This window comes from Aurantiacibacter sp. KMU-128, assembly GCF_056933515.1.
The window spans coordinates 1,642,501-1,668,393 of sequence record NZ_JBXORT010000001.1; the positions used below are offsets into that span (position 1 = coordinate 1,642,501).

The 25,893-nt window shown below is 62.1% G+C and carries 25 protein-coding genes; 18 read left to right on the forward strand and 7 right to left on the reverse strand.

What is annotated here, in order from left to right; translation table 11 throughout:
• Positions 1 to 127 precede the first annotated feature (127 nt).
• From ACS0VV_RS08195 to ACS0VV_RS08230, 8 genes are all read left to right on the forward strand, one after another.
• On the forward strand, positions 128 to 1,105 hold the full coding sequence (locus ACS0VV_RS08195) for an ArsR/SmtB family transcription factor (protein WP_483532224.1): 978 nt from the start codon (positions 128 to 130) through the stop codon (positions 1,103 to 1,105).
• Positions 1,102 to 2,064, forward strand: coding sequence for a methylenetetrahydrofolate reductase [NAD(P)H] (gene metF, locus ACS0VV_RS08200; RefSeq protein ID WP_483532225.1), 963 nt, complete (start codon positions 1,102 to 1,104; stop codon positions 2,062 to 2,064). Before ACS0VV_RS08195 ends, metF begins: the two co-directional genes overlap by 4 nt.
• Positions 2,061 to 3,107 carry a homocysteine S-methyltransferase family protein gene (locus ACS0VV_RS08205; RefSeq protein ID WP_483532226.1) on the forward strand — a complete coding sequence of 349 codons (1,047 nt, stop codon included), beginning with the start codon at positions 2,061 to 2,063 and terminating at the stop codon, positions 3,105 to 3,107. The genes metF and ACS0VV_RS08205 overlap by 4 nt, the downstream gene beginning before the upstream one ends.
• Before the next feature lie 20 nt (positions 3,108 to 3,127).
• Positions 3,128 to 3,304 (forward strand): hypothetical protein, encoded by a 177-nt coding sequence (locus ACS0VV_RS08210; RefSeq protein WP_483532227.1) that lies wholly within the window; start codon positions 3,128 to 3,130, stop codon positions 3,302 to 3,304.
• Entirely contained in the window at positions 3,304 to 5,919 is a 2,616-nt protein-coding gene (gene metH / locus ACS0VV_RS08215; RefSeq protein WP_483532228.1) for a methionine synthase, read from the forward strand. The genes ACS0VV_RS08210 and metH overlap by 1 nt, the downstream gene beginning before the upstream one ends.
• The gene (locus tag ACS0VV_RS08220) at positions 5,916 to 6,836 is read left to right on the forward strand and encodes a sulfite exporter TauE/SafE family protein (RefSeq protein WP_483532229.1); all 921 of its coding nucleotides are present in this window, start codon (positions 5,916 to 5,918) and stop codon (positions 6,834 to 6,836) included. The genes metH and ACS0VV_RS08220 overlap by 4 nt, the downstream gene beginning before the upstream one ends.
• Before the next feature lie 71 nt (positions 6,837 to 6,907).
• Positions 6,908 to 8,527 carry a tetratricopeptide repeat protein gene (locus tag ACS0VV_RS08225; protein WP_483532230.1) on the forward strand — a complete coding sequence of 540 codons (1,620 nt, stop codon included), beginning with the start codon at positions 6,908 to 6,910 and terminating at the stop codon, positions 8,525 to 8,527.
• A 95-nt stretch (positions 8,528 to 8,622) separates the two neighbouring features.
• Positions 8,623 to 10,191: a cryptochrome/photolyase family protein gene (locus ACS0VV_RS08230; RefSeq protein WP_483532231.1), complete on the forward strand. Its 1,569-nt coding sequence runs from the start codon at positions 8,623 to 8,625 to the stop codon at positions 10,189 to 10,191.
• On the opposite strand, the gene ACS0VV_RS08235 is transcribed toward ACS0VV_RS08230, so the two are convergent.
• From ACS0VV_RS08235 to ACS0VV_RS08245, 3 genes are all read right to left on the reverse strand, one after another.
• A complete protein-coding gene (locus ACS0VV_RS08235) occupies positions 10,188 to 11,108 on the reverse strand; it encodes a lysostaphin resistance A-like protein (protein ID WP_483532232.1) in 921 nt (306 codons plus the stop codon). The genes ACS0VV_RS08230 and ACS0VV_RS08235 overlap by 4 nt on opposite strands.
• Positions 11,092 to 12,192 (reverse strand): bifunctional transcriptional activator/DNA repair enzyme AdaA, encoded by a 1,101-nt coding sequence (locus ACS0VV_RS08240; RefSeq protein WP_483532233.1) that lies wholly within the window; start codon positions 12,190 to 12,192, stop codon positions 11,092 to 11,094. Before ACS0VV_RS08240 ends, ACS0VV_RS08235 begins: the two co-directional genes overlap by 17 nt.
• Positions 12,193 to 12,259: 67 nt before the next feature.
• On the reverse strand, positions 12,260 to 12,952 hold the full coding sequence (locus ACS0VV_RS08245) for a class I SAM-dependent methyltransferase (protein WP_483532234.1): 693 nt from the start codon (positions 12,950 to 12,952) through the stop codon (positions 12,260 to 12,262).
• Positions 12,953 to 13,085: 133 nt separating this feature from the next.
• On the opposite strand from ACS0VV_RS08245, the gene ACS0VV_RS08250 reads away from it, so the two are divergent.
• The 9 genes from ACS0VV_RS08250 (at position 13,086) to ACS0VV_RS08290 (ending at position 20,910) form a co-directional block, all read left to right on the forward strand.
• Entirely contained in the window at positions 13,086 to 14,645 is a 1,560-nt protein-coding gene (locus tag ACS0VV_RS08250; RefSeq protein WP_483532235.1) for a trypsin-like peptidase domain-containing protein, read from the forward strand.
• Between the two features lie 3 nt (positions 14,646 to 14,648).
• A complete protein-coding gene (locus ACS0VV_RS08255) occupies positions 14,649 to 15,191 on the forward strand; it encodes a hypothetical protein (protein WP_483532236.1) in 543 nt (180 codons plus the stop codon).
• A gap of 149 nt (positions 15,192 to 15,340) precedes the next feature.
• Complete coding sequence (locus tag ACS0VV_RS08260; RefSeq protein WP_483532237.1) at positions 15,341 to 15,898, forward strand: F0F1 ATP synthase subunit delta; 558 nt, start codon at positions 15,341 to 15,343, stop codon at positions 15,896 to 15,898.
• A gap of 30 nt (positions 15,899 to 15,928) precedes the next feature.
• A complete protein-coding gene (gene atpA, locus ACS0VV_RS08265) occupies positions 15,929 to 17,458 on the forward strand; it encodes a F0F1 ATP synthase subunit alpha (RefSeq protein WP_483532238.1) in 1,530 nt (509 codons plus the stop codon).
• 119 nt (positions 17,459 to 17,577) lie between these two features.
• A complete protein-coding gene (locus ACS0VV_RS08270) occupies positions 17,578 to 18,447 on the forward strand; it encodes a F0F1 ATP synthase subunit gamma (RefSeq protein WP_483532239.1) in 870 nt (289 codons plus the stop codon).
• A 4-nt stretch (positions 18,448 to 18,451) separates the two neighbouring features.
• The gene (locus ACS0VV_RS08275) at positions 18,452 to 18,808 is read left to right on the forward strand and encodes a hypothetical protein (RefSeq protein ID WP_483532240.1); all 357 of its coding nucleotides are present in this window, start codon (positions 18,452 to 18,454) and stop codon (positions 18,806 to 18,808) included.
• Positions 18,809 to 18,825: 17 nt separating this feature from the next.
• The gene (gene atpD, locus ACS0VV_RS08280) at positions 18,826 to 20,283 is read left to right on the forward strand and encodes a F0F1 ATP synthase subunit beta (protein ID WP_483532241.1); all 1,458 of its coding nucleotides are present in this window, start codon (positions 18,826 to 18,828) and stop codon (positions 20,281 to 20,283) included.
• 178 nt (positions 20,284 to 20,461) lie between these two features.
• Positions 20,462 to 20,719: an ATP synthase F1 subunit epsilon gene (locus ACS0VV_RS08285; RefSeq protein WP_483532242.1), complete on the forward strand. Its 258-nt coding sequence runs from the start codon at positions 20,462 to 20,464 to the stop codon at positions 20,717 to 20,719.
• A 17-nt stretch (positions 20,720 to 20,736) separates the two neighbouring features.
• Positions 20,737 to 20,910, forward strand: a complete 174-nt coding sequence (locus ACS0VV_RS08290) for a hypothetical protein (RefSeq protein ID WP_483532243.1) — start codon at positions 20,737 to 20,739, stop codon at positions 20,908 to 20,910.
• 7 nt (positions 20,911 to 20,917) lie between these two features.
• Here ACS0VV_RS08290 and ACS0VV_RS08295 read toward each other — a convergent pair whose 3' ends face one another.
• From ACS0VV_RS08295 to ACS0VV_RS08305, 3 genes are all read right to left on the reverse strand, one after another.
• Positions 20,918 to 21,388, reverse strand: a complete 471-nt coding sequence (locus tag ACS0VV_RS08295) for a DUF6265 family protein (RefSeq protein ID WP_483532244.1) — start codon at positions 21,386 to 21,388, stop codon at positions 20,918 to 20,920.
• Between the two features lie 117 nt (positions 21,389 to 21,505).
• Positions 21,506 to 22,612: an acyltransferase family protein gene (locus ACS0VV_RS08300; RefSeq protein WP_483532245.1), complete on the reverse strand. Its 1,107-nt coding sequence runs from the start codon at positions 22,610 to 22,612 to the stop codon at positions 21,506 to 21,508.
• On the reverse strand, positions 22,609 to 23,274 hold the full coding sequence (locus ACS0VV_RS08305) for a hypothetical protein (protein WP_483532246.1): 666 nt from the start codon (positions 23,272 to 23,274) through the stop codon (positions 22,609 to 22,611). The genes ACS0VV_RS08300 and ACS0VV_RS08305 overlap by 4 nt, the downstream gene beginning before the upstream one ends.
• Positions 23,275 to 23,401: 127 nt before the next feature.
• Here ACS0VV_RS08305 and ACS0VV_RS08310 point away from each other — a divergent pair, with 127 nt between their 5' ends.
• Positions 23,402 to 24,886, forward strand: coding sequence for an ArnT family glycosyltransferase (locus ACS0VV_RS08310; protein ID WP_483532247.1), 1,485 nt, complete (start codon positions 23,402 to 23,404; stop codon positions 24,884 to 24,886).
• On the opposite strand, the gene ACS0VV_RS08315 is transcribed toward ACS0VV_RS08310, so the two are convergent.
• Complete coding sequence (locus ACS0VV_RS08315; RefSeq protein ID WP_483532248.1) at positions 24,876 to 25,796, reverse strand: DMT family transporter; 921 nt, start codon at positions 25,794 to 25,796, stop codon at positions 24,876 to 24,878. The genes ACS0VV_RS08310 and ACS0VV_RS08315 overlap by 11 nt on opposite strands.
• Positions 25,797 to 25,893 lie beyond the last annotated feature (97 nt).

The window sequence follows — 25,893 nt, forward strand, 5'->3', positions numbered from 1 at the left end:
GGCGTCAAATTGGCGCGGTACCCCCACCCCCGGCCCCTCCCCACGGGTAGGGGAGGTAAGCAAAGGTTTCCAAAGAAACCAACTTCGCACTAGCAATATAACAATTCCGTTATATGCTTATGTAGCTATGCAAATCGAAACCGCCTTCCGTGCCCTTGCCGATGCGTCGCGCCTGCGTGTGATGCGGCTGGTAGCGCAGATGGAACTGTCGGTCGGGGAAATCGCGCAGGTGCTCGGCCAGAGCCAGCCGCGCGTGTCGCAGCACGTCACCAAGCTGGTCGATGCTGGCTTGGTCGAGCGGCGCAAGGAAGGCAATTCGGTGTTTCTGCGGGAGGCTGCACCCTGCCCGCTTGGCAATGCGCTCGCCCGCCTGCTCGCCACAGCCGAGCGCGAGGATGCCGCTTTCGCCGCGCAATCCGCCACCGACCGCGCCCGCCTCGCCGCGATCCGGCAGGCGCGCGAGGACGAGGCGGACCGCTATTTCGCCCGCCATGCCGATGAGTGGGACACTTTGCGCGAAATCCACGGCCCCGAAAAGCCGAGCGAGGAGGCATTGCTCGCCGTCCTCGCCGATAAGCCTTTGGGGCGCCTGCTCGATATCGGCACCGGTACGGGCCGCATCACCGAATTGCTCGCTCCGCAGGCCGACCACATCGTCGCGCTCGACAAGAGCCTTGATATGCTGCGCGTCGCGCGTGCCCGCTTGCAGGCACTGGTGCCCGACACGGTCGAGCTGCAGCAAGGCGATTTCACCGACCTGCCCTTTCCCGCCGCCAGTTTCGACACCGTGCTGCTGCATCAGGTGCTGCATTTCGCGCAAGACCCGGCGCTCGCTCTGCGCGAGGCCGCGCGCGTCACCCGCCCCGGCGGGCGCATCGCGGTGGTCGATCTGGCGCGGCACGAGCTCGATGATCTGCGCATCCGCCACGCCCATGCGCGGCTGGGCTTTGCTGATGCCAGCATGGCGAAACTGCTGTCCGAGGCTGGCTTCAAGCCCGCCGCGCCCGTCGCCATTCCCGGACGCGAATTGACAGTCAAAATCTGGTCAGCCAAGCGGCTGGCGCATCCCTCACCCGCTCCAACACAAAGAGAAGTAGCCCTATGAGCTCTGCCCCTCCCCTTGCGCCGTTTCCTGGCGCGGTTCCGCTCGACGCAGCGCAGGAAAAGCGCCGCTCGCGCGAAACGCCTCTGTTCAGCGGTCTGCCCGGCGATATTGCGGTGAGCTTCGAATTCTTCCCGCCCAAGACGGAGACGATGGAAGAAAAATTGTGGGAAGCGGTGCAGGAACTGGCTCCGCTTGCGCCCGAATTCGTCAGCGTCACCTATGGCGCGGGCGGCTCGACACGTGAACGCACGCACAATACCGTGGCGCGAATTATCCGCGAGACGGGCATTCCGGCGGCTGCGCACCTGACCTGTGTTGATGCGAGCAAGGCGGAAACGCAAGCGATTGCCGAAGCCTATTGGGAAGCGGGCGTGCGGCACATTGTCGCGCTGCGAGGCGATGCGGGCGAACCCGGCGCACCCTTCGTCCCGCATCCTGAAGGCTATCGCAACGCCGCCGAGTTGGTGAGCGGCCTCAAGGAAGTCGCCGATTTCGAGATTTCGGTCGCCGCCTATCCCGAAACGCATCCCGATGCCGATTGCCCGCAGAGCGACCTCGACAATCTGAAGCGCAAGATCGACGCAGGCGCGACGCGCGGGATCACGCAATTCTTCTTTTCGGCGGAGAAATTCTTCGATTTCGAAGACAGTTGCAAAGCGGCCGGTATTAGCGCGCCGATGGTGCCGGGCATTCTGCCGGTGACCAATGTGGCGCAGGCGCGCAAGTTTGCCGGACAATGCGGCACGGTGATCCCCGACTGGATGGACGGACTGTTTGAAGGGCTCGACGAACGCCCCGCCGCGCGTCAGCTGGTCGCCGCCACCGTCGCCGCCGAATTGTGCCGCCGACTCTACGCAGGCGGCGTGCGGCAATTCCACTTCTACACGCTGAACCGCGCCGATCTGGCCTATGCTATCTGCCATATGTTAGGTCGCCGTCCGGTGGAGAAAAGCGCATGAGCCGCCGCGAAGAACTGCAAGCACAGGCCGCCGAGCGCATCCTCATTTTCGACGGCGCCTTCGGGACGCAGATCCAGAATCGCAAGCTTTCCGAAGAGGATTACGCGGGCGATCTCGGCCTCAATGCCGACCAGAAGGGCAACAACGATATCCTCGCCCTCACCCGCCCCGATGTGATCGCGGACGTGACCCGCGCTTATCTCGTTGCGGGTTCGGATGTGGTGAGCACCAACACCTTCTCCGCCAACCGCATCAGCCAAGCCGACTACGCGGCAGAGGGGCTGGTGAAGGAAATCAACATCGCCTCCGCCAATATCGCCCGCGAACTGGCGGATGAATATGCGGCGAAAGATGGCCGCCCGCGCTTTGTCGCCGGTGCCATCGGGCCGACGAACAAGACGCTCTCATTGAGCCCCGATGTCGAAGATCCCGGCTTCCGCGAGATCGATTTCGATTTCCTCACCGACGTCTACAGCGAACAGGCCGAGGCGCTGGTCGAAGGCGGCGCGGATTTCATCCTGATCGAGACGATTTTCGATACGCTCAACGCCAAGGCCGGGATCATGGCGGTGAAGCAATTGTCCGACCAGCTTGGCCGTGATGTGCCGATCATGCTCTCGATGACGCTCACCGACCTGTCGGGCCGCAATTTGTCGGGCCACACGGTGGAAGCGTTCTGGAACGCGGTGCGCCACGCCAATCCCGTGACCATCGGCCTCAATTGCAGCTTTGGCGCGGACCAGCTTCGCCCGCACGTGCAGGTGCTGTCCGACATCGCCGACACGCTGCTGCTCGCCTATCCGAATGCCGGCCTGCCCAACGAGCTGGGCGAATATGACGAGATGCCGGAAACGACGGCCGATTTGACCGGCATTTGGGCAGATAGTGGCCGCGTGAACATCCTCGGCGGCTGCTGCGGCTCAACACCCGAGCACATCGCCGCGATGGCGAAGCGGGTGGCCGGGATCGCGCCGCGCAAGGTGCCGGAGCGCGACAACACGATGCGCCTCGCGGGGCTGGAGCCGTTTGTGATCGCTGCATAAAGTGGAAGGATGCTAACCAAGTGAACAGTGAGCAAAGTCGCTATTGGGTGGTATTTTTTGTTCTGCTTTCGGCGATACCTTTGCAAGCTGCAATCATCTGGAAGCCTGAGGAGTTGGCACCTTTCCAATGGCTGATGATGCTTTTCCTGCTCATCCTAGGATGGGCGCATTTAGATCAAGAAACACCGAAACCATAATGACCAATCTCTCCTCCGCCCGTTTCGTCAATATCGGCGAGCGCACCAATGTTACCGGCTCGGCCGCGTTCAAGAAGCTCATCATGGGCGACGATTACGCGACCGCGGTCGAAGTCGCGCGCCAGCAGGTCGAGAACGGCGCGCAGATCATCGATGTGAACATGGATGAAGGCCTGCTCGACGCCGAAAAGGCGATGACGACCTTCCTCAAGCTGATCGCGGCAGAGCCCGATATTGCGCGGGTGCCGGTGATGATCGACTCATCGAAATGGGACGTCATCGAAGCGGGCCTGAAATGCGTTTCGGGCAAGCCCATCGTGAACTCGATATCCATGAAAGAGGGCGAGGAACAATTCCTCGAACAGGCGAAGAAATGCCGCGATTACGGCGCTGCCGTGGTGGTGATGGCGTTTGACGAGGTCGGCCAGGCGGACACCAAGCAACGCAAGGTCGAAATCTGTGCGCGCGCTTATGATCTGCTGGTCGCCAATGGCTTCCCGCCCGAGGACATTATCTTCGATCCCAACATTTTCGCCGTTGCCACCGGCATTGCCGAGCATGACCGCTACGGGCTGGACTTCATCGAAGCGGTGGCGGAGATCAAGCAGCGCTGTCCCCACGCGAAGACGTCAGGCGGCCTCTCCAACCTCTCCTTCAGCTTCCGCGGTAATGAAACGGTGCGCCGCGCGATGCACTCCGTTTTCCTCTACCATGCCATCCCCGCCGGGCTCGACATGGCGATCGTCAATGCAGGCCAGCTCGATGTCTATGACGCCATCGACCCCACCTTGCGCGAACTGTGCGAAGACGTAATCCTCGCCCGCCGCCCTGATGCGGCAGAGCGGCTGGTCGACCTTGCCGAAAGCTATCGCGGCACGACCGAAACCGAAGCCAAGGCGGCGCAGGAGTGGCGCTCGCTCCCCGTCACCAAGCGCCTCGAACACGCGCTCGTCAAAGGCATCGACGCGCATATTGTCGAGGACACCGAGGAAGCGCGGCAGGCGGCGGATCGTCCGATCAACGTGATCGAAGGCCCGCTGATGGACGGCATGAATGTCGTCGGCGACCTGTTCGGCAGCGGCAAGATGTTCCTGCCGCAGGTGGTGAAGAGCGCCCGCGTGATGAAAAAAGCCGTCGCCCACCTCATCCCCTTTATCGAGGCCGAAAAGGACCTGCTGCCCGAGGAAGAGCGCAAGTCCAAGGGCAAGATCATCATGGCGACCGTGAAGGGCGATGTGCACGATATTGGCAAGAATATCGTCGGCGTCGTGCTGCAATGTAACGGCTATGACGTGATCGACCTTGGTGTGATGGTGCCGTGGTCGAAAATCCTCGAAACCGCCAAGGCCGAGAACGTCGATATCATCGGCCTGTCCGGCCTCATCACTCCCTCGCTCGACGAAATGGTGACGGTGGCGGAGGAAATGCAGCGCGCAGGCATGACCATTCCGCTGCTGATCGGCGGCGCGACCACGTCCAAAGTGCACACCGCGCTCAAGATCGACCCGCAATATGGCGGCCCCGTCATCCACGTGCTCGACGCCAGCCGCGCGGTGGGTGTCGCCTCCAAACTGCTCTCCGACACGCAGAAGGACGAGTATGTCGGCGAAGTGGCTGGCGATTACGAGAAAGTGCGCCTCGCCCGCGAAGGCAAGACGCCGAGCGTCCTGCTCAGCCTCGAAGAAGCGCGGGCAAATTATTACGACGCCTATCTGTCGGACAAGCCAGCCCCTCCTGCCAAGCCGGGCGTCCATGTGTTCGACGATTGGGACCTTGCGGACCTGCGCGAATGCATCGACTGGACGCCGTTCTTCCGCGCGTGGGAGCTGCACGGCACCTATCCGAAGATTCTGAAGGACGAAGTGGTGGGCGAAACCGCCACGCAGCTCTTCGCCGATGCCAATGCGATGCTCGACCGGATTATCGATGAGAAATGGCTAGTCGCTAAAGGCGTCGCGGGTTTCTGGCCCTGCGCGCGCGACGGCGATGATGTCACGATCCACCGCGTGCGGCGCGAAGAGCACGTGGTGCTGCCGTTCCTGCGCCAGCAAGTGCGCAAATCGCGCGACCGGGCGAATATGTGCCTTGCCGACTTTATCGACCCCGCAGGCGATTGGATCGGTGGTTTCGCGGTTGGCATCCACGGCATCGAGCCGCATTCGCAGCGTTTCCTGGCGGATAAGGACGATTATTCGGACATCCTGCTAAAGGCATTGGCCGACCGGTTCGCCGAGGCTTTTGCCGAGCGGCTGCACCAGCACGTGCGCACCGATCTGTGGGGCTATGCTCCGAACGAGAACCTCACCAACGCGCAGCTTATCAAGGAAGAATATCGCGGTATCCGTCCGGCACCGGGCTATCCCGCCTGCCCCGACCATTCGCTCAAACCCATCCTGTTCGATCTGCTCGATGCCGAAGCGAATGTCGGGCTCACGCTGACCGAAAACTTCGCCATGTTGCCGACCTCGGCGGTGAGCGGATTCTATTTCGGGCATCCCGAAGCCGAGTATTTCGGCGTTGCCCGCATCGGGCGCGACCAGTTGGAGGATTATGCCGTGCGGCGCGGGGTTGATCTGGAAACGGCGGAACGGTGGCTGCGGCCCAATCTCGATTGAGCCAGCTTCCTCCCGGAAGGCTGGTGCACGCCGGCGCGCTTGTTCTGGCAGGCGCCTGGGCGCTGTTGTGGGCGCTCGTACCCTACAGCCCTGCTCTGCTGGCAGAGTTGTGGTTCCTCCCCGCGATCGGCGTAGTCGGCGCGATCATCGCCAACACTTCGGGCACCGGCGGCGGCGTGGTCTTCGTCCCCGTTTTCAACGCCATGCGCGAATGGGGCGTGATGGATTTGCAGCCGCTGCAAGTGGTCGGCGTTTCCATGGCTATCCAGAGCTTCGGCATGACCATGGGCGCGCTGCGGTGGACTGACCGACTGTTGCACCAGCCCGCGCCAGAGCCGGGCCATGCCAGCGTGCAGGTCCGCGATTTCTTCACCGTCGCCTTCACCGTGCTCGTGCTCTCGCTGCCCGCCATGCTGCTTACCCAGCGCTTTGCGAGCCTCGATCAGAATGCGGTGCTGATGGCGTACAAGATGTTCTCCATCGTGCTGGGCCTTGCGCTGATTGTCAGCACATGGACGGTCAACCGCACCAAGCCCGAAAAGGCGAAGCTGGAGCGCATCGATCTGCTCGTCCTGCTGCTGCTCGCTATTCCCGGAGGCATTATTACTGCATTGTTCTCGGTCGGGATCGGCGAGCTGGTCGCGCTTTATCTCTTTATCCGGCATTATCCGGTCCTGCTGTGCACGGGTGCCGCCTGCCTCATTTCCTCGATTAGCGTGATTAGCGGGGTTGTGTGGCATATCGAAAATGCCACGCTGCAATGGGAGTTGGTGCTGCTCGCGGCACCGGCTGCGGTTCTGGGAGGCTTCCTAGCCCGCCCCATTGCTCTCTGGCTTGGCGCACGAAGGCTCAAGACCCTGGATGGCGGCTGGATAGTCCTCTCCGCAATTTATCTGCTCTGGCTCAATCGCGGGTAAATCCCAAAGGGTGTGTTGCACATGGCGTCCCAATCCATATGATCGCCCTTCAGGACTGGGAGTTTTCACAAATGAGTCGCATCATTCTGGCCGCCGTAGCGGTTTTTATTCTGGTATTGCCCGAGGCCGTGCAGGCACAGCGTTGGTACCGCGCTGAATCGGAGCATTTCATTCTCTATTCGGAAGATTCGGAGCAAGACACGCTCGAATTCGTGCAGGATCTTGAACGGCTGGACGAAGTCCTGAGCCTGTTCACCGGCGTTGGCCAAGACGCAAGCTTACCCGAATCGAGCAAGCTCACGGTCTTCCGATTTGGTGAAACCTCGGACATGAGCGCGCTGGCAGCAGGCAATCGCAATAGCGGTGTCGGCGGTTTCTTCATTCCGCGCGCGACCGGAGCGGTCGCTTTCGTGCCCCGCCAGCAGAACCGTCGCCGTGGCCGCAGTCGTGGTCAGGATATGCCGAGCGAAATGCAGCTTGATCCGCGCGGGGTGCTGTTCCATGAATATGTCCACTATTTCATGTTCCAGCACCGCGATGCGCCCTATCCGCTTTGGTACAGCGAGGGCTTTGCCGAGCTCTTCTCGAACCTCGAATTCAATGAAGACCATTTCGTGATCGGCGATGTGCCGACTGCGCGTAGCGCATCGCTGGCGACCGTTCCGATCGATATCGAAGCCACCTTCGATCCGCCGCCCGGGCGTGACCGCTATTATGTCGCGCGCACCTACGCGCATGGTTGGCTAATCGCGAGCCATCTGAACCTGAACCCCGAACGGCGTGGCCAGATGGGCGTTTATATGCAGGCGATTGCGGAAGGCATGCCGCGCATGGAAGCAGCCGCGCGCGCCTTTGGCGACCTCGACGTGCTGGAAGCGGAACTGGAAGAATTTCGTCAGGGCCGTGCACGTATCCTGCGGGTGCCCTATGCGGTCGCAGCCGATCCGCCAGTCGAAATCCGCCGCCTGACCGAGGCCGAAGAAGCGCAGATGGATCTGATGATCCGTTCCAAGCGCGGCGTCGATGAAGACGAAGCACAACGGCTGGTTGGCACGGCCCGTTCGCTGGTAGAGCGCTATCCCGACAGCGTTGCAGTGCTGCTGGCAGCGACCGAAGCCGAGTTCGACGCGCGCAACTATGACGAAGCTGAAGCCCTCGCCCAGCGCATCATGGCAATCGATCCGGAATCGACCGGCGCGGCAATCTATTACGCCGACGTCGCCTTGCGCCGGTCTTTCGAAGACCCGACGCAGTATGCCGAAGCGCGTCGTCGCTTTGCCGCGGCGAACAATCTGGAAGTCGATCACGCCTATCCGCTCTATGGCTATTACATGGCGCATCTGCTCGATCCGTCGGTCGAGCCGGACGAGGACGCGACCCTCGCGCTCGAAGCCGCTTTCTCTTATGCCGCGTATGATCGCGATGTAAGGCAGGCGCTGGTGCACTGGTTGTTGACCGAGAACCGGATCGAGGATGCCCGCGTGGTGGGGGCCGAATGGATTGACGGACAGGGCGAAGGTCAATGCGTCATCCGCAAGATGTACGACCAGTTCGCCGAGGGCAACACCGCGCCTTTGCTGGAACAGGTGCGTCCCGATCACCCCGGCGAATACCTTGATGAGGCGGCGCGCGATGCCGAACGCGAGGAATTCGAGGCGCTGATTACCGAGTATGATTGCGAGCAGGACTGATCGCTAACACGGTTTTCCGCTGAAAAGCTTGCGGGCGGTGTGCGTTTCCTGTGGCCAGACAGGAACGCGCGCCGCCCGCATTCATTTGAGCTGGGATGACCAGCAATTCCTCCGGCCCGATCCTTGTCCCGATCCTTGGCGACCAGCTGACCCGTAACCTCGCTTCGCTGCGTGGCAGGGCCAAAGACGATACGATTATCCTGATGATGGAGGTGTGGGACGAGGCTACCTACGTCAAACACCACAAGCAGAAGATCGCGCTGATCTTCTCCGCCATGCGCCACTTCGCCCGAGAATTGCGCGATGCCGGGTGGACGGTCGACTACACCAAGCTCACCGAAGAGGATAACGCCGGCAGCTTCACCGGCGAAGTCGCCCGTGCCTTAGAACGGCACGCCCCGCGCGCGATCCACATCGTCGAGGCGGGCGAATGGCGGGTGCAGCAAGCCATCGAGGAATGGCCTGACAAGTTCGACTGCGCGGTCGAAATCCTGCCCGACGACCGCTTCCTCTGCTCCATCGCCGAATTCCGAGACTGGGCGAAGGATCGCAAGACGCTGCGGATGGAGAATTTCTACCGCGAAATGCGCAAGAAAACCGGCCTGCTTATGAATGGCGATGACCCGGTGGGCGGCGAATGGAATCTCGATAAGGAAAACCGCGAGCCACCGAAGGGAGAAATGGACGCGCCCGAACGGCCCAAATTTGAACCGGATGACATCACGCAGGACGTGCTCGATCTGGTGGCGGAGAAATTCTCCGGCCATTTCGGCAATCTCGACGGTTTCTGCTGGCCCGTCACCCGCGAGGAGGCGGAGGAATGCGCCGATGCCTTCTTCGCCGAGCGGATCGAGCAATTCGGCCCCTATCAGGACGCGATGGTGCACGGGCAAGACGATCTGTGGCACTCAATGCTCTCGACCAGCATCAATCTCGGCCTACTCGATCCGCTGGAGCTCTGCCAGCGCGCCGAACAGGCCTACAAGGACGGCAAAGCGCCTCTCAACAGTGTCGAAGGCTTCATTCGCCAGCTGATCGGCTGGCGCGAATATGTGCGCGGATTCTACTGGCATTTCATGCCGGGGCTGGAGAGCGACAATGCACTGAACGCCCAGCGCGGCCTGCCCGAATTCTACTGGACAGGCGAAACCGATATGCGCTGCCTCGCCGACTGCATCCGCTCGACGCATGACAACGCCCATGCCCACCATATCCAGCGGCTGATGGTGCTCGGCAATTTCGCGCTGCTGGCAGGCGTCAAACCGCGCGAGGTGCAGGACTGGTATCTCGCCGTCTACGCCGACGCCTATGAATGGGTAGAGCTACCCAATGTCGCCGCGATGGTGCTCTATGCCGATGGCGGCAAGCTGGCGAGCAAGCCCTATGCGGCAAGCGGCAATTACATCAACAAGATGAGCAATTACTGCAAGGAATGCCGCTATAGCGTGTCGAAGAAAACCGGCGAAGGCGCGTGTCCCTTCAACCCGCTCTATTGGCACTTCATGGCTACCCACCGCGACCGGCTGGAGAGCAACCACCGGATCGGGCGGATTTATGCGACATGGGACCGCATGGGCGAAGACAAAAAGCGCGAATATCTGGAGAGCGCGGAGGCGTTTTTGGATACGCTGGTGCCAGCGGGCAAAGGCTGGGCGCGGGATTAGTAGGCCGTAATCCGCTCACCCCTCCGCACCCAAATCGGCGGCACCACCCGCCCGGCCTTTTTCGCCTTCCACAAAAGCCAAACGCCCGCGCTTGTGGCGACCACCAGTGCGAACATTGTCGCCTCCAGCCCGAAGCCTCCGCCCGCCAGCAGCGGCGGCCCGTCAAGCCTGGCGCGCACCAGGCCGTCCACCGCATTGCCCGATACCGGCACGCCCCACAGCGCCTGCACCACGTTCCAGCCTGCGTGCAGCCCGATGGCGAGCCAGAGCGAGCGGGTGAGCATATAGGCTGCGCCCAGCAAGATGCCCGCTTCGATTGCGATGGCGAGCGAGCTGAAGAGGGTCGCATTGGCATTGCCCGCATGGCCGAAGCCGAAGACCAGCGCGCTGATGGCCAGCGCGATCCAGCTTCCGGCGAACTCCTCGAGCCAGCGGAAGATAATGCCGCGCAGCAACAATTCCTCGAAGAAACCGGCGTAAAGCCCTGTCACAAAGAGGATAAAGGCCCAGTCGGTAAAGCCGCCCGGCCCGCTAATCGTGTAAACTCCCGCTATTGCGGCAAGCCCGACGGTGAGGCTGATCAGCGCCGCCCCGCCCGCAAAGCCCAGCATCGTATCGCGCAAGGCCGCGCGGTTTAGCGGCAGATCGTCATGCTTCTTCGCGCCCAATGGAACGACACCGATCTTGTAGACAAGGAAGGTCAGCGTCACGAGCAGCAGCGCGCCGATGATGATCGCGGTATTCTCTCCGAAATTGGGCGCGATCAGTTCCTGCCCCACCGCCGCCGAAACGAAGGCCGTGCCGACGATAATCGCCGTCGCCAACACCATCACCACCAGCGGGAAGTGCCAGATTTTGATCCATATCGAACGAGTTGGCGCTTTGGCGATATCGCCTTTGCTATCGGAGTTTTCCATGCTCCTGCCCGTCGCCGAACAAATCGCCCGTTGCAAGCGAATCCGCACGCCCTGCGCCCTCGCGCCGCAGCAATTCGCGCTTGATCTCCGGCCCGTAGGCATAGCCACCCACGCCGCCGCCCGCTGGCACCACGCGGTGGCAGGGGATCAGCACGGCGATATTGTTCGCACCATTGGCGCTGCCCACCGCGCGGCTGGCCTTGGGGCTGCCAAGCATCGCGGCCTGTTCGCCATAGGAGCGGGTTTCACCGGGCGGGATTGTCCGCAATGCCTCCCAGCATTTCTGCTGGAATGCCGTGCCTTTCACGTCGAGCGGGATGTCGGCGCTGATCGAGGAAGCGGGGTCTTCCACCGCCGCGGTCACCCGCTCGAACAGCGCAGCGAAGGCCTCCCCGCCTTCACGCAATTCCGCGTTGGGGAAGCGCGCCCGCAAGTCGCCCTCGCCCTCGCCGAAGCTCAGGCAGCACACACCCTTTTCGGTCGCGGCGACCAGCATTTCACCGAGCGAAGTCGGCATCACGCTCCAATGGATCACACGGCCCTTGCCGCCATTGCTCCAGTCGCTCGCAGTCATGCCCAGCCTCCCTTTCGTCTCCGCGTAGAAGCGCGATGGTGAGGAATAGCCCGCCGCGTACAGCGCCTCGGTCACGCTCGAACCCTCCGCCAATGCCTCCCGCACACGCTCCTCGCGCAAGGCACGCGCGAAAGCCGCCGGCGACAGGCCGACCGTGCGGGTGAACAACCGCTGGAAATGCGTCGGCGAGTAGCCGGTGAGTTCGGAAAGCGCCTCCAGCGACATCGCCCCATCGGCGCGGATTGCTGCTATCGCGGCGAGCACGCAGGCCTCTTCCGCGCTTTGCGTTTTGGGCGAGCAGCGTTTGCAGGCGCGCAGGCCCGCCGCCTCGGCCTCGGCGGGCGTAGGATAGAAGCGCACATTCTTGCGAAGCGGCGCGCGCGCCGGACAGGACGGGCGGCAGTAAATGCCGGTCGAATGCACGCCGGTTACAAATGCGCCATCAAAACGGCGATCCTTGGCAAGCGCGATCTGCCAGCGGTCTTCGTCGGAGAGTTCGGTCTTGGTCATGGCGCGTTTTTAGCTTCGAACCGCATGGATTGCGTCCCGCGGCTTGCGCCCAATGACGAAAACCCCGCTACTTCACCGCCTCGACATACAGGTTGAGCGGCATCCTGCCTTCGCAAGGGAGTTCCTGGTTCAGCTCCTCAATCGCACTGTCGTGGAAATCTGCCTTGCGCACCGCGCTGAAGCCAACCCGCGTCAGCAGGTCTTCCAGCATCGGGTAATCATAGATCCCACGATGGAAGTGACCGTAGAAGATATTGTTCAGCCCTTCACCCAGATGCCTCGCCTGCGGGTGGAAATTGGACATAAACTCGCGGTCCCCCGCGACGTAGCGCTCGGCGAAGGTCTGCAGATCGGGCACGATCAGGCGCAGCGTGCCGCCCGGCTTCAACACGCGGTGGAAATCCGCTGCGATCTTCTCGCCATCGGCGAAAGTGAAGTGTTCGAACACGTGTTCGGTAAAGATCATCGCCACCGACCCGTCTGCCAGCGGCATCCGGTTGCGCAGATCATACACAAGATCGGTGGCTGCCGATTCCCAGCCATCGACATTAACCCAGCCATCCTTCTTTTTGCGACCGCAGCCCCAATGCAGCTTCAGATCGGTCTGCTTTTGCAGTTCCTTGATGCGCGAACGGCGACCCGGAAGAATGCGGTTCTTCAGGCTCTCCATCTGCAAATGCGCTTCATAGCGGACATCCTGCATCAGCCGCATTTGCGAGCTGTGGAGGTTTTCACGCGCGTATTTCTTCAAGGCAGACATCGAATCCGGTCTCTTTCATGGCTCTTCGCAGGTGCACTATAACGCGCGTGATGCAGATTTATGGCAGCACTTGCAACATCTGACCGCATGGCGGGGCTTGCGGTGGGCGCGCTTCCCGATAGGAAAGCAGTCGATGCGACTTTTGAACCTTGTCTGCGCCGCGATCCTTTGCGCGCTCGTCCTCGCCCGGCCCATCCCCGCGTCGGCTGATCCCGCCGATATCGAAGCGGCGACGCGCGGCGTGGTCCGGGTGGTGATTATCGGGCAGGACGGAGCCGAACTGTATCCGATCTCGCACGGCACCGGCTTTTCGGTGGGCGGCGAACGGATCGTCACCAACGCGCACGTCATTGCGCAGGCAATGGATGATGACCGGCTGGCCATCGGCATCGTGCCCGCAGACCGCGATGTGGCCGTCTATGCCCGCGTGATCGCCTATAGCGAGCGCAATGATCTGGCGATTATCGAGGCAACAGAGCCGCTGGGTCTTCCCGCGCTTACTATTGCGGGCAATCCGGCGACCACCGGCGCGGTCACCGCCATTGGTTATCCGCTCAATGTCGACCGCGCTCAGGGCCTGTCTTTCAGCGATATGTTCCGCGCGCAGCCGCCGGTCACCGCTGCGGGCTCGCTGGCCGGACGCCGTCCCAGCCGCGATTTCGATACGCTGCTGCACACCGCGCCGATTGCCGCGGGCAATAGCGGCGGGCCGCTGGTCGATGATTGCGGGCGCGTGCTCGGCGTCAACAGTTTCGGCGCGCAGAGCGACGGGTCAGATGCCGAGTTCTTCTTTGCAGTCTCGACGCGCGAACTGCTTCCCTTTCTGCGCGCCAATAGCGTCACGCCGCGCCTCAATTCCGGCCCTTGCCGCAGTCTGGCGGAGCTGGATGCCGAGGAGGCAGCGCGCGATGCCGAGGCGCGCGCGGCTGCCGCTGATCAGGCGGAAGCAGAAGCGGCTGCCGAAGCGCAGGCGACCGAGGAAGCCCGTCGGCTCGCGACATTCGAAGTGCTCGATGAACGCGACACCAAGCTCGCGCTTGCCTTCCTGCTGCTCATTGTCGGCGCGGGTGCAGGCGGCGTGGCGGCCTATGGCCATGTCGGCCAGAACCAGCGCCTGCGCGCTGTGGCAGGCGGCGTGGCGTTGCTCTGCGTTGCCGGAGCTGCCGTCGCATGGTTCACCCGCCCGCCCTTCAACGCCATCGACACGCGCACCGAGGAGCGGCTGCGCGAAGCAATTCCCGAAAGTGAAGACAGCGGCACGATCGATCTCGCCGCCGGAGCGGCGGGCAACTACCAATGCGTGCTCGACCCCGATCGCAGCCGGGTAACGGGCGACCCCGAAGAGCAAATGGCGCTGACTTGGACCGAAACCGGCTGCGTCAATGGCCGCACGCAATATGGCCTCGATGCAGGCGAATGGACGCGGGTCTTCGTGCCCAACAGTGAAGCGGCGGTTTCGATCAACAGCTTCGATCCGGCAGCGGGCGAGTTTGTGATGGAACGCTATCTGCTGGCCCGCGAACCGATGAACGCAGCACGGGCCGCGCGTGGTGATTACTCCGCCCCCAGCTGCGAGGCGGGCGAGGACGCCGCGAACCGGTTGGGCGCGCAGCAAGCAGGCGTGACGGCTGCATTGCCTGACAGGCCGAACGAGCGGTTGGTCTATCGCTGCAGCAAATCTGGGGGAGAATAGCAAATGCAGCAGGCGCTGGTGCTTATTTCAATCGTGCTGGGCGTCGCGATCACGCTGGAATTGGGCAATCTCAACCGCCTGCTGCGGGCAAAAAAGGTTCGCTGGCATTGGGCGCAACCGGTGTTTGCTTTCTTTATCCTGATGGCGATCATTTATTTCTGGTGGAGCCTCGCCCGGGAAACCGGTGACATCACTATCGGTGAATTTCTGCCGATCATGTATGTTCTGATTATCCTGACACTGCTTGCCGGTGTCTCGCTTCCCGAACATATCGGCGAGAACGGTGTGGACCTTGCGGAATATTATCAGGAAAATCGCCGCTATATGTGGGGCACCTTCGCGTTTGGCATGGCCCCCTTCGCCGCCCAAGCATGGTTGGGGTGGCAGGAATTGGTTGACGGCGGACAGTGGCAAGAATTGGCATTTGTCACGGCGCACTTCCTGACCATGGTGACACTGGCTTTCGTGCGAAGCTGGTGGCTTGTCGGGCTCGGTTTCGCAATCCTCTCGCTAGCTCCGATCGCCTGGCTGTCACAAACACTCTGATCGCTCTCCTAATCCCTTGGTCTACCCCGCTTGCATCCCCCGTCCCCCGATGATAGGGGCGCGCCAGCTTTGGCAGGGACACCCCCGCGTGACCCGATTCCATCGCATTCGAATTTTACCGTTTCTCGGATCCAAGAGGACCTTCGCGCGTGGAGCTTTCCGCCGGTATTCAGGCCAGCCTTGCAGGGCGTTACGCCTCTGCTCTTTTCGACCTTGCCAGTGAAGCTGGCACAGTGACCGCTGTCGAGTCCGATCTCGAACAGCTGGACGCTGCTCTTGGCGAATCGGCAGAGCTGCGCGCGCTTATCCAGAACCCCGAAATCAGCCGCAGCCAGATCGGCAATGTCATGGCTGGCATCGGCGCACATCTGGGCCTTTCCGATCTCACCAAGAACTTTCTCGGCGTGCTGGCGGAAAACCGCCGCGTCTCGGCGCTGCCCGGCATGATCCGCGCTTTCGCCACCATCGCTGCCGCCCAGCGCGGCGAAGTGCAGGCCGAGGTCGCCAGCGCACATCCGCTCAGCGATGACCAGATCGCCACGCTGGAAACCAAGCTGCGCGCCCGCGAAGGCCGCACCGTGAAACTGAAATCACGCGTCGATCCCGACCTTCTGGGCGGGCTCGTCGTCACCATCGGATCGCAGCGCATCGACAGCTCGATCCGCACCCGTCTCAACTCGCTTGCACAAGCCATGAAGAGCGCCTGAGCGCTCTCCCCCATATAAGAAGGCATAGACATGGAAATCCGCGCCGCAGAAATCAGCAAGGTCATCAAAGACCAGATCGCCAATTTCGGCACCGCAGCCGAAGTCAGCGAAGTCGGCTCCGTCCTCTCGGTGGGTGACGGTATCGCCCGTATCCACGGCCTCGACAAGGTGCAGGCCGGTGAAATGGTCGAATTTGCCAATGGCGTTCAGGGCATGGCGCTGAACCTCGAAGCGGACAATGTCGGCGTCGTGATCTTCGGCTCGGACGCTGAAATCAAGGAAGGCGATGTCGTCAAGCGTACCGGCACGATTGTGGACGTTCCCGTCGGCAAGGGCCTGCTGGGCCGTGTGGTCGATGCTCTTGGCAACCCGATCGACGGCAAGGGCCCGATCACCGATGTGACCCGCCAGCGCGTGGAAGTGAAGGCGCCGGGCATCATCCCGCGTAAGTCGGTTCATGAGCCCGTGCAGACCGGCCTCAAGGCGATCGACGCGCTCGTTCCTGTCGGCCGTGGCCAGCGCGAGCTGATCATCGGTGACCGCCAGACCGGCAAGACCGCCGTCGCTATCGACACCTTCATCAATCAGAAGACCGTGAATGCGGGTGATGATGAAGGCAAGAAGCTCTACTGCATCTACGTCGCCGTGGGCCAGAAGCGCTCCACCGTCGCGCAGATCGTCAAGAGCCTCGAAGAAAACGGCGCGATGGAATATTCGATCGTTGTCGCTGCAACGGCTTCGGAGCCTGCGCCTCTTCAGTATCTCGCACCCTACACCGGCTGCGCGATGGGCGAGTTTTTCCGCGACAACGGTATGCACGCGGTGATCGTCTATGACGACCTTTCGAAGCAGGCCGTCGCTTACCGCCAGATGTCGCTGCTGCTGCGTCGTCCTCCGGGCCGTGAAGCCTATCCGGGCGACGTGTTCTATCTGCACTCACGCCTGCTCGAGCGTGCGGCAAAGATGAACGAAGACAATGGCGGCGGTTCGCTGACCGCACTGCCGATCATCGAAACACAGGCGGGCGACGTGTCGGCCTACATCCCGACCAACGTGATTTCGATTACCGACGGCCAGATCTTCCTCGAAACCGACCTGTTCTTCCAGGGCATCCGCCCCGCGATCAACGTCGGCCTGTCGGTGAGCCGCGTGGGCGGTGCCGCGCAGACGAAGGCGATGAAGAAGGTGGCCGGCTCGATCAAGCTGGAGCTGGCGCAGTACCGCGAAATGGCGGCCTTCGCACAGTTCGGTTCGGACCTCGACGCTTCGACCCAGAAGCTGCTTAACCGTGGCGCACGCCTGACCGAACTGCTCAAGCAGCCGCAGTTCTCGCCCATGCCGTTCGAAGAGCAGACCGTGTCGATCTTTGCAGGCACCAATGGCTATCTCGATAACGTGGCGGTGAACCGCGTGACCGAATACGAAGCCGCTATGCTCAGCTTCATGCGCAATGAACACGCCGCCGTGCTCGCCGAGATCCGCGACAGCGGCAAGTTCGAAGGCGAGACTGCGGACAAGACCAAGGCCGCACTCGACGCATTTGCGAAGCAGTTCGCGTAAGTCTTTAGGAGGGCATTCCAATTCGTCATCCCGGCGTAGGCCGGGATCCAGAGCCAAACAGAGACAGCTCATCAACTGGATTCCGGCCTTCGCCGGAATGACGGAAGAAGAAGGGAATTATGGCAAGCCTCAAGGAACTCAAGGATCGGATCGGGTCGGTCAAGTCGACCCAGAAGATCACCAAGGCGAAGCAGATGGTCGCCGCCGCGAAGCTGCGCAAGGCGCAGGCGGCGGCGGAAGCTGCGCGCCCCTATGCCAACCGCCTCGCCGATGTGATGGGCTCGCTCGCCAGCAAGGTGAGTGGTGACAGCGCCCCACTGCTGCTGCGCGGCACCGGATCGGATAAGCGCCACCTGCTGGTGGTCGTGAACACCGATAAGGGCCTGTGCGGTGGTCTCAACTCGAACATCGTGAAAGAGGCCAAGAAGCAGGCGCAAAAGCTGCTGGCCGATGGCAAGGACGTGACCTTCTACCTCGTCGGCAAGAAGGGCCGCGCGCCCATCCGCCGCGACTATGAAAGCAAGATCGCGCATCACTTTGACACCAGCACGGTGCGCAATATCGGTTTCGAAGAGGCCGAAGCCATTGCGGACGATCTGGTGGCGCGCTTCGAAAAGGGCGAATTTGACATCGCCCACCTCGTCTACCCCGTGTTCAAGAGCGCGCTGGCGCAGGACCCGACCACGGTGCAACTGCTGCCCGTACCTTCGCCTGAAACTAGCGAAGACACCGGCGCGGCGGTGGAATACGAGCCCGACGAGGAAGAAATCCTCGCCGAACTGCTCCCGCGCTATGTGAAGACGCAGCTTTTCGGTGCCCTGCTGGAGCGTGAAGCGTCCGAGCAAGGCGCGTCGATGACCGCGATGGACAACGCCACGCGCAACGCAGGCGACCTGATCGACAAGCTGACCATCCAGTACAACCGCAGCCGCCAGGCCGCGATTACGACCGAGCTGATCGAAATCATCGCCGGTGCGGAGGCTCTGTAGGATCATGCGCAAAATCGCCCTCCTCCTTCCTGCTCTTGCTCTCGCCGCCTGCGGTGAAGAGCCCGCACCTGAGCCGGTCGAAACGGTCGCTCCGGAACCGGTGGTTGCACTCGCTCCCGCGGACGAGGCGCTTTTCACCGAGCTGTTCGCGGCAACCTGCCCCGCTGCCGAGCCGGTTTCGACCGCCTTTTGTCAGCGCGCCATGGGTGCCGACACTGCTTCGTGCGAATTCGGCCTCGGCGAAGACACCGAATTGCGCCACGACGCGACGCTGAATGTCGATGAAACCGGCGAAAGCTGGGTCATCGCCGACGCCGAAGCGGTCTGTACCGAACACAATTCCCATCACGTAGATAACTGAGCCACAGGACAAACATCATGGCTACCGCCCCCGCATTGAACCAAACCACCAATGGCACGATCAGCCAGGTCATCGGCGCCGTCGTCGACGTGCAGTTCCCCGGTGAACTGCCCGCCATTCTGACCGCGCTCGAAACCAAGAACGGCGACAACACGCTGGTTCTCGAAGTCGCGCAGCACCTCGGTGAAAACACTGTGCGCACCATCGCAATGGACGGCACGGACGGCCTCACCCGTGGTCAGGAAGTCATCAATACCGGCGCGCAGATTTCTGTGCCCGTCGGCCCCAAGACTTTGGGCCGCATTATGAACGTTATCGGCCAGCCGATCGACGAGCGCGGCCCGATCGGTGCCGACATGACCGCACCGATCCACGCCGAAGCTCCTGCCTTTGTGGACCAGTCGACCGAAGCGGACATTCTGGTGACGGGCATCAAGGTGATCGACCTGCTCGCGCCTTACGCAAAGGGCGGCAAGATCGGCCTGTTCGGCGGTGCTGGCGTGGGCAAGACCGTGCTCATTCAGGAACTCATCAACAACATCGCCAAGGGCCACGGCGGCGTGTCGGTCTTCGCCGGCGTGGGTGAACGTACCCGCGAGGGCAACGACCTGTACCACGAATTCCTCGACGCTGGCGTTATTGCCAAGGACGAAGAAGGCAACGCGACTTCGGAAGGTTCCAAAGTGGCACTCGTCTTCGGCCAAATGAACGAACCGCCGGGCGCACGTGCCCGCGTGGCTCTCTCGGGCCTGACCATGGCGGAATATTTCCGCGATCAGGAAGGCCAGGACGTGCTGTTCTTCGTCGACAACATCTTCCGCTTCACGCAGGCGGGTTCGGAAGTGTCGGCTCTGCTCGGCCGTATTCCTTCGGCTGTGGGCTACCAGCCGACCCTGTCGACCGACATGGGTAACCTTCAGGAACGCATCACCTCGACCACCAAGGGCTCGATCACCTCGGTGCAGGCGATTTACGTTCCTGCCGACGACTTGACCGACCCGGCACCGGCAACCTCGTTCGCCCACTTGGACGCAACGACCACGCTGAACCGCGCCATTTCGGAGCTGGGCATCTACCCGGCAGTGGACCCGCTCGATTCGACCAGCCGCGTGCTCGAACCGCGCGTTGTCGGCCAGGAACACTACGACACCGCCCGCCGCGTTCAAGAAACGCTGCAGAAGTACAAGAGCCTGCAAGACATCATCGCCATTCTCGGCATGGACGAGCTGTCGGAAGAGGACAAGACGATCGTTGCCCGCGCGCGCAAGATCCAGAAGTTCCTCAGCCAGCCGTTCCACGTGGCCGAGGTGTTCACCAACATTCCGGGCAAGTTCGTGCAGCTGGAAGACACGGTGAAGAGCTTCAAGGCGGTTGTGGACGGCGAATACGATCACCTGCCCGAAGCAGCCTTCTACATGGTCGGCGGCATCGAAGATGTGGTCGCCAAGGCCGCAAAGCTGGCTGAAGAGGCTTAAGACAAAGGTACCCCGCCGAAAGGCTGGGGCTCCTAATTTTCCCCTCCCATTTATGGGAGGGGTCAGGGGAGGGAATGTCGGGCCACCCTCCTTTTGGTTACAGGCCCTCCCCCGACCCCTCCCGCAAGCGGGAGGGGGGTTGAAGGAAGCCCCGCTTTGCAAGGGGCTATGATGTGAAATGGCACTACACTTCGAACTCGTAACCCCGTCCAAGCTCGTCCGTTCCGAAGACGTCCACATGGTGGTCGTCCCCGGAACCGAGGGTGAATTCGGTGTGCTGGAGGGCCATGCGCCCTTCATGTCGACCATCCGCGACGGTGCGGTGCAGGTCTACAAGACCGAAGGCGGCGAGCCGGAAAGCATCGAAGTGCGCGGTGGCTTTGCCGAAGTCGGCGACAAGGGTCTGACCGTTCTCGCCGAGCACGTCGAGGGCTAACCGGCACCGGGCGCGCCATGCAGACGCGCCCTGCCATTTGCGCCCGCAAACGGCGCTATTCCAGCGAAGAGGCCGCCATCGCGGCTGCCATGAGGGCGCGGGTAACTCTGCGCCCTTATCGTTGCAGCCTGTGCCGCGATTATCACCTCACCAGCCGCACGAAGGGGATGAAATCGCTGCCCCTCGCCTGATCGCTGGCTAGTCGTCCATCCGGCGGTAGGCCCAACGCATCGGGTTGCTGCCGTCGACCAGCGAAATCTCCGCCATTAGCTCACGCCCCTCGCGCCAGTAGCGGATGCGCTGCGGATATTCGTTGGCGGTGTTGATGAATGTGACGCTTTCCGAATCGCCCGGGCTCCACGCGAACAAGGTCGGCGTCGCGCCCATCGGCGCGGCAAGAAACGCCATCCGCACATTCGGGCCATCGCCATTCGGTTCGTCAAGCGCGATGCGCATCGTTTCCCAGCCGAGCAGCCTCTCGCCATCACCGCTGCGTCCGCTGCCCAGCATGATCCCGGCGCGCGGCACCGTCCAGCATTCCTCGACCCAGCGCTCGCCATCGGTCGCTTCCCAGCAACCGGCGAGCCAATCGGGCAACTCGGGCGCTTCCTGCGCGGCAAGCGGCAGCGGAAACAACACAGCAAGCGTCAAAACAGCAGCAAATTTCATCGCAATCCTCTCCATATTATTTGGAGAAATATTTCTCTGTACGACCGGCGTCAAACAGGCTCGCGGCTACGCATACCTATACATTGCAGCACGAATTCGCGTTCGATGCGGATCGAATCAGCGCGGTTGGGCACTCCGCAGCCGGTGCTCCGCGAGCAGGTGGCGCAATGCCCGGCGCAATTTCGGCGTGCGGTGCTCCACCAGATCGGCCAGCAGCCAGCTCAGCGCGATCACAAAGCCGAGGAGCAGCGCGAACAGCGCCACGCTATCGCCGGCCCCGATACCATTTGCTCGAACGAAGAGAAGCATCGGATGATGCACGATGTAGAGCGTGAACGATATGCCGGCGAGCCAGCGGACCGGCCGTTCGACAAAGGCCAACGCGGGCATCAGCGTGTCAGCCCAGGCGCGCAGTCCGACAAAGGCGAGCATCACCGCCAAGCCCATCGCCGCATCGACAAGCAGGAATTTGGCAATTCCCAGCTCTTCGAATGAGAGGCCGGTGAATACCGAAAGTGCGCTTGTCCAGGCAAGCAGCTGTCGGTCGATCAGCACCATGGCAACCCCTGCCACCAGAAGCGCGCAAGCCCCCGCAACACGTCCTATTTCAAAGCGTTCTGGGTACAGCACCAGAGCGACGCCCAACAACCAGATCGGGAAGAGCACCAGCACTTTCCAGCCCGCGAGCATTGCGATGATTCCCAGTACAACGACCCGTCGGTGCCCCCGCAGGAACACAGCCGCACCGAACAGCGCGTAGAAAAACACTTCGCACACCAGCGACCAGAAGGGCGGATTCCACACCAGCCCTGCACCGATCGCGCTTTCGCTGAGAAACAGGGCCGGCAGCAACGTCGTCTGCCAGGTTAGCTGATCTGTCGGAGGGGAGGCTCCTGCATCCAGGCCGGCAGCTTCGGCCAGCACGAACAACAGGATCGACAGGCCGATTGCCAGCCAGACGACCGGCACGATCCGGGCGATGCGGGCGATGGCGTAGTCTGCCAGATCGGTCTTCCGCCGCATTGCGCTATGCGCAATGACCAAACCCGAAAGCACGAAAAAAGCCGTCACCGCATGATGCTGGATAAAACCGCTTATCGGATAGGGCCCAGTGTACAGATCCATGCCCTGGGCATGGCCGACCAGCACGATCAGCGCGGCGATGCCGCGCACCGCATCAAGCAGCAGCGACAGTGACGGGTTGAGAAAGGTCTGCGTCGTCACTGAGCGACTGTCTCGTTAGCGGCACCCTTTCCGGTAAGGTGTGCGATATATTCGCCCGATGTATTGCGCATGAAATGCACGCCGTCGAACGTGTGTCCTGAAAGCCCCTGCGGTGCGGGGATAAATGTCGCTCCGGTTTGTGCGGCCATGCTTTCCAGTTCGCGATTGAGTAATGCCAGCGTTTCCAGATCGTACAGTCCGCCCAGCGGCTCGACCGTCGGCTCCGGCGCCCAGATGCCCGCAATGCTGACGCGCTCTGCGCCGCACTGCTCGACCGAGCGCCGCGCGCTATCCATCGTCGATCCGACATCGCTCCAGCGCGGGATCGTATCGTTTACGCCCAGGGCGATTGTAATCGGAGCGGAGCTAACCGAGCAAACAATGCTGATCAGCCGTTCCAGCTGCGGGAATGTTGCCCCGTCATAGCCTATGAGCAGCGATTCACCGTCCGGTTCCGCCATCGCGACGCGGCTGTCTCCGAGCACGATCCTGTCCGCGAGCGGTGCTCCAGCAATATGCGAAGCGGCGCGAAACTTTGCTTCTTGCGGCCCCGGATAGGGCGCGATGCTCCAGCTCGCGAAGGCGAAATAGGAGAAAGCCGCCAGCATCAGGACGGCGGCCAATCGGAACAGATGCCGGAAAGTGTAGCTGTTGCGGGTCATGTTTCGCCGCTACCAAAACGCGGTTAATTTTGGGCAAATCCGGCGATGCCGCGCCGACGACGGTTGGCCGCGTGCGCGAGCGACGTTGATAATGCTTCCTTAACCATACCCGCGCCACAAGCGCCGCATGACCATGATGGCGCCGATATCCGTCACCTCGCAACCCGCACGCCGGCAATGGCTGCGCGGGGACATGGTGCCGTTTGCGGTGATCGTGCTGGTGATCGCGGCGACACGCGGCATCTGGTTCGGCAATCCGGTCGCCGATTATGACGAGCAGCTTTACAGCTTTATCGGCTGGCGGATGCAATATGGCGAGCTGCCCTTTGTCGATTGGTGGGACCGCAAGCCTTTCGGTCTCTTCGCCATTTTCGGCGCGGCGCACTGGCTATTCGGCCCCGGACCGCTGGCCTACCAATTCGTTGCGGCGGGCTTTGCCCTGCTCGCCGCCTGGCTGACCTATCGCCTTGCGCTTCTGCTGGTCGGTCGCGCCTCTGCGACACTGGCGGCGATTATCCAGACCGTGCTGCTGTGCGCCTATGCCAGCTATTCGGCGCAGAGCGAGGTCTTCTTCCTGCCGCTGATGCTCGGCATGGCGCTGCTGCTGGTCGATCCGCAGCACCCGCATTTCCGCCGCCGCGCTCTGGCAGCGATGCTGCTGGGCGGGATCGCCTTGCAGATCAAATACACGGTGCTGCCGCAATGCGCATTTTTCGGCCTGTATGCCCTGTGGGTGGAATACCGGCGCGGTTCCACCCTGCCCTATATCGCCGCTTTGGGCGCTGCTTTTGCCGCGCTTGGCCTTGCCCCGACCGTGGTGGTGGCGCTGCTCTATGCGGCAGTCGGCGGGTTCGACGCCTTCGTCTTCGCCAATTTCCTCAGCTTCTTTGACCGTATGCCCGCGCCGCAAGGCCGCTGGGCACCCGAATTCTGGCTCGGTGTCGCGCCGCTGGTGATCGTCGGGGGCGGAGGCATTTACGCCGCTTACCGCATGATCCGACCCGAACCTTTTGCGACCTGGCTGTTCTTCGCCGGATGGGCGCTCGCCAGCCTTGCGACCGCCTTTCTGCCGAGCACGGTCTACCTCTATTACTTCGCCGCAGTTAGCGCACCCTTCGCGCTGGTCGGACTGCCGCTGCTCAATGCCAAAGGGCCGCTCAAGCTCTATCCCGGCCTGTTTGTTTCCGCCGGATTCCTTGCCCTGCTCAACCTGCCCGACCGTTACGCGGAATCGCAGGGGCAGATTGACGCCGCCCAGCAGCTCGCCAACGCCATCGCTCCCCATGTTGACCGGCGCGACACCTGCCTGTGGATTTTCGACGGGCCGACCGCGCTTTACCGGATGAGCGACAGCTGTGTGCCGACGCGGCTGGTCTATCCTGACCATCTGAACAACGCGCTGGAACTCAACGCACTCGATGTCGACCAAGGCGATGAAGTGCGCCGCATTCTGGCGCTGGAGCCGGGCGCGATTGTCACCGCAGACCGGCCGGTTACGGTGCAGAACGAGGAGACGACCGCGCTGGTCGACGCTGCGCTAGAGGCCGACTATTATGAGAGCCGCTCAGTGGAATTGCAGGATCGCATCCTGACCGTCTGGATCAGGCGCTAGCACCAGCCTTCCGTGCGGCCGCTGAATCGGCCTTGCGCCCCATATGCCACAGCCACAGTCCGGCAGCGATAATCAGCGCCGCACCGCCCAGCGCGGCCAGATCGGGCGCTTCGTCGAAGAATATCCACGCGAGCGTGGTCGCAACCAGGATTTGCACATACGTCATCGGCGCAATTGTCGCTGCACCGGCGCGCTCGGTACCTTTGAAGATCAGCCAGTGCGCGGTGCTGGCGAAGAGCGCCACCAATGCCGTGCGCGCCAGCACGTGCCATTCGGGCCAGAAGAACGCGATTTCGGGCATACCGCTTCGATCCCCGGCAAAGGCGACGGCGACCAGCACGGCTGCCGCAATGATCGCGCCATAGGCCTGTGCCGCCAGCACGCTCCCCGCACCTCTCGCGGCGCGGTTGCCGATCATCAGCATGGCCATGCCGCTGGCAACAAGCAGCGGCAGAAGCGCGGCAAAGCCGATTTCTGCAAAATTGGGCCGCAAGACGATCAGCACGCCGACAAACGCGACAACAATCGCGATCACCTTGTTCATTTGCAGTCGCTCACCGAGGAAGATCGCAGCGAGTATGGCTGTAATCATCGGTTGCACAAAAGTGATAGCAACCGCATCGCTCAACGGCATTACCCAGACACTGGCGAAAAAGGCGACGGTCGAAATGCCCAGCCCTAACCCGCGCAGCAGTTGCACGCCCGGCATGGGGATGGAGCGGAAGGGGGCCACGCCTTCCCGCGCGAAGAGCAAGGCCGACAAAGCAACCGCGCCGATAACATAACGGACCGAAGCGAGCGCCGTGGGTGTCCACTCGTCAGCCATGCTTTTGACGACATTGTCACTCACGGACAGCAAGCAAAAGCCCGCCAGCGCGTAAAGCAGCCCGACCCGATCCGATTGTTGCATGGAGATGTACCCGAAAAGCGAAAGCGGGCTGTAGGCACTCGGCCAGGCTCGCGCAATCAACGTTATGGCGAAAAGCCCGCCTGATCCGAGGAAGACG

What these genes read in the sequence shown, in the direction of transcription:
- atpD (WP_483532241.1), top strand. Translation starts at nt 18,826, where the DNA reads ATGGCTACCGCCCCCGCATTGAACCAAACCACCAATGGCACGATCAGC.
- ACS0VV_RS08295 (WP_483532244.1), bottom strand. Translation starts at nt 21,388, where the DNA reads ATGAAATTTGCTGCTGTTTTGACGCTTGCTGTGTTGTTTCCGCTGCCG.
- ACS0VV_RS08235 (WP_483532232.1), bottom strand. Translation starts at nt 11,108, where the DNA reads ATGGAAAACTCCGATAGCAAAGGCGATATCGCCAAAGCGCCAACTCGT.
- ACS0VV_RS08240 (WP_483532233.1), bottom strand. Translation starts at nt 12,192, where the DNA reads ATGACCAAGACCGAACTCTCCGACGAAGACCGCTGGCAGATCGCGCTT.
- ACS0VV_RS08315 (WP_483532248.1), bottom strand. Translation starts at nt 25,796, where the DNA reads ATGCAACAATCGGATCGGGTCGGGCTGCTTTACGCGCTGGCGGGCTTT.
- atpA (WP_483532238.1), top strand. Translation starts at nt 15,929, where the DNA reads ATGGAAATCCGCGCCGCAGAAATCAGCAAGGTCATCAAAGACCAGATC.
- ACS0VV_RS08250 (WP_483532235.1), top strand. Translation starts at nt 13,086, where the DNA reads ATGCGACTTTTGAACCTTGTCTGCGCCGCGATCCTTTGCGCGCTCGTC.
- ACS0VV_RS08255 (WP_483532236.1), top strand. Translation starts at nt 14,649, where the DNA reads ATGCAGCAGGCGCTGGTGCTTATTTCAATCGTGCTGGGCGTCGCGATC.
- ACS0VV_RS08285 (WP_483532242.1), top strand. Translation starts at nt 20,462, where the DNA reads ATGGCACTACACTTCGAACTCGTAACCCCGTCCAAGCTCGTCCGTTCC.
- ACS0VV_RS08245 (WP_483532234.1), bottom strand. Translation starts at nt 12,952, where the DNA reads ATGTCTGCCTTGAAGAAATACGCGCGTGAAAACCTCCACAGCTCGCAA.
- ACS0VV_RS08305 (WP_483532246.1), bottom strand. Translation starts at nt 23,274, where the DNA reads ATGACCCGCAACAGCTACACTTTCCGGCATCTGTTCCGATTGGCCGCC.
- ACS0VV_RS08230 (WP_483532231.1), top strand. Translation starts at nt 8,623, where the DNA reads ATGACCAGCAATTCCTCCGGCCCGATCCTTGTCCCGATCCTTGGCGAC.
- ACS0VV_RS08310 (WP_483532247.1), top strand. Translation starts at nt 23,402, where the DNA reads ATGACCATGATGGCGCCGATATCCGTCACCTCGCAACCCGCACGCCGG.
- ACS0VV_RS08275 (WP_483532240.1), top strand. Translation starts at nt 18,452, where the DNA reads ATGCGCAAAATCGCCCTCCTCCTTCCTGCTCTTGCTCTCGCCGCCTGC.
- ACS0VV_RS08290 (WP_483532243.1), top strand. Translation starts at nt 20,737, where the DNA reads ATGCAGACGCGCCCTGCCATTTGCGCCCGCAAACGGCGCTATTCCAGC.
- ACS0VV_RS08225 (WP_483532230.1), top strand. Translation starts at nt 6,908, where the DNA reads ATGAGTCGCATCATTCTGGCCGCCGTAGCGGTTTTTATTCTGGTATTG.
- metH (WP_483532228.1), top strand. Translation starts at nt 3,304, where the DNA reads ATGACCAATCTCTCCTCCGCCCGTTTCGTCAATATCGGCGAGCGCACC.
- ACS0VV_RS08195 (WP_483532224.1), top strand. Translation starts at nt 128, where the DNA reads ATGCAAATCGAAACCGCCTTCCGTGCCCTTGCCGATGCGTCGCGCCTG.
- ACS0VV_RS08270 (WP_483532239.1), top strand. Translation starts at nt 17,578, where the DNA reads ATGGCAAGCCTCAAGGAACTCAAGGATCGGATCGGGTCGGTCAAGTCG.
- metF (WP_483532225.1), top strand. Translation starts at nt 1,102, where the DNA reads ATGAGCTCTGCCCCTCCCCTTGCGCCGTTTCCTGGCGCGGTTCCGCTC.
- ACS0VV_RS08205 (WP_483532226.1), top strand. Translation starts at nt 2,061, where the DNA reads ATGAGCCGCCGCGAAGAACTGCAAGCACAGGCCGCCGAGCGCATCCTC.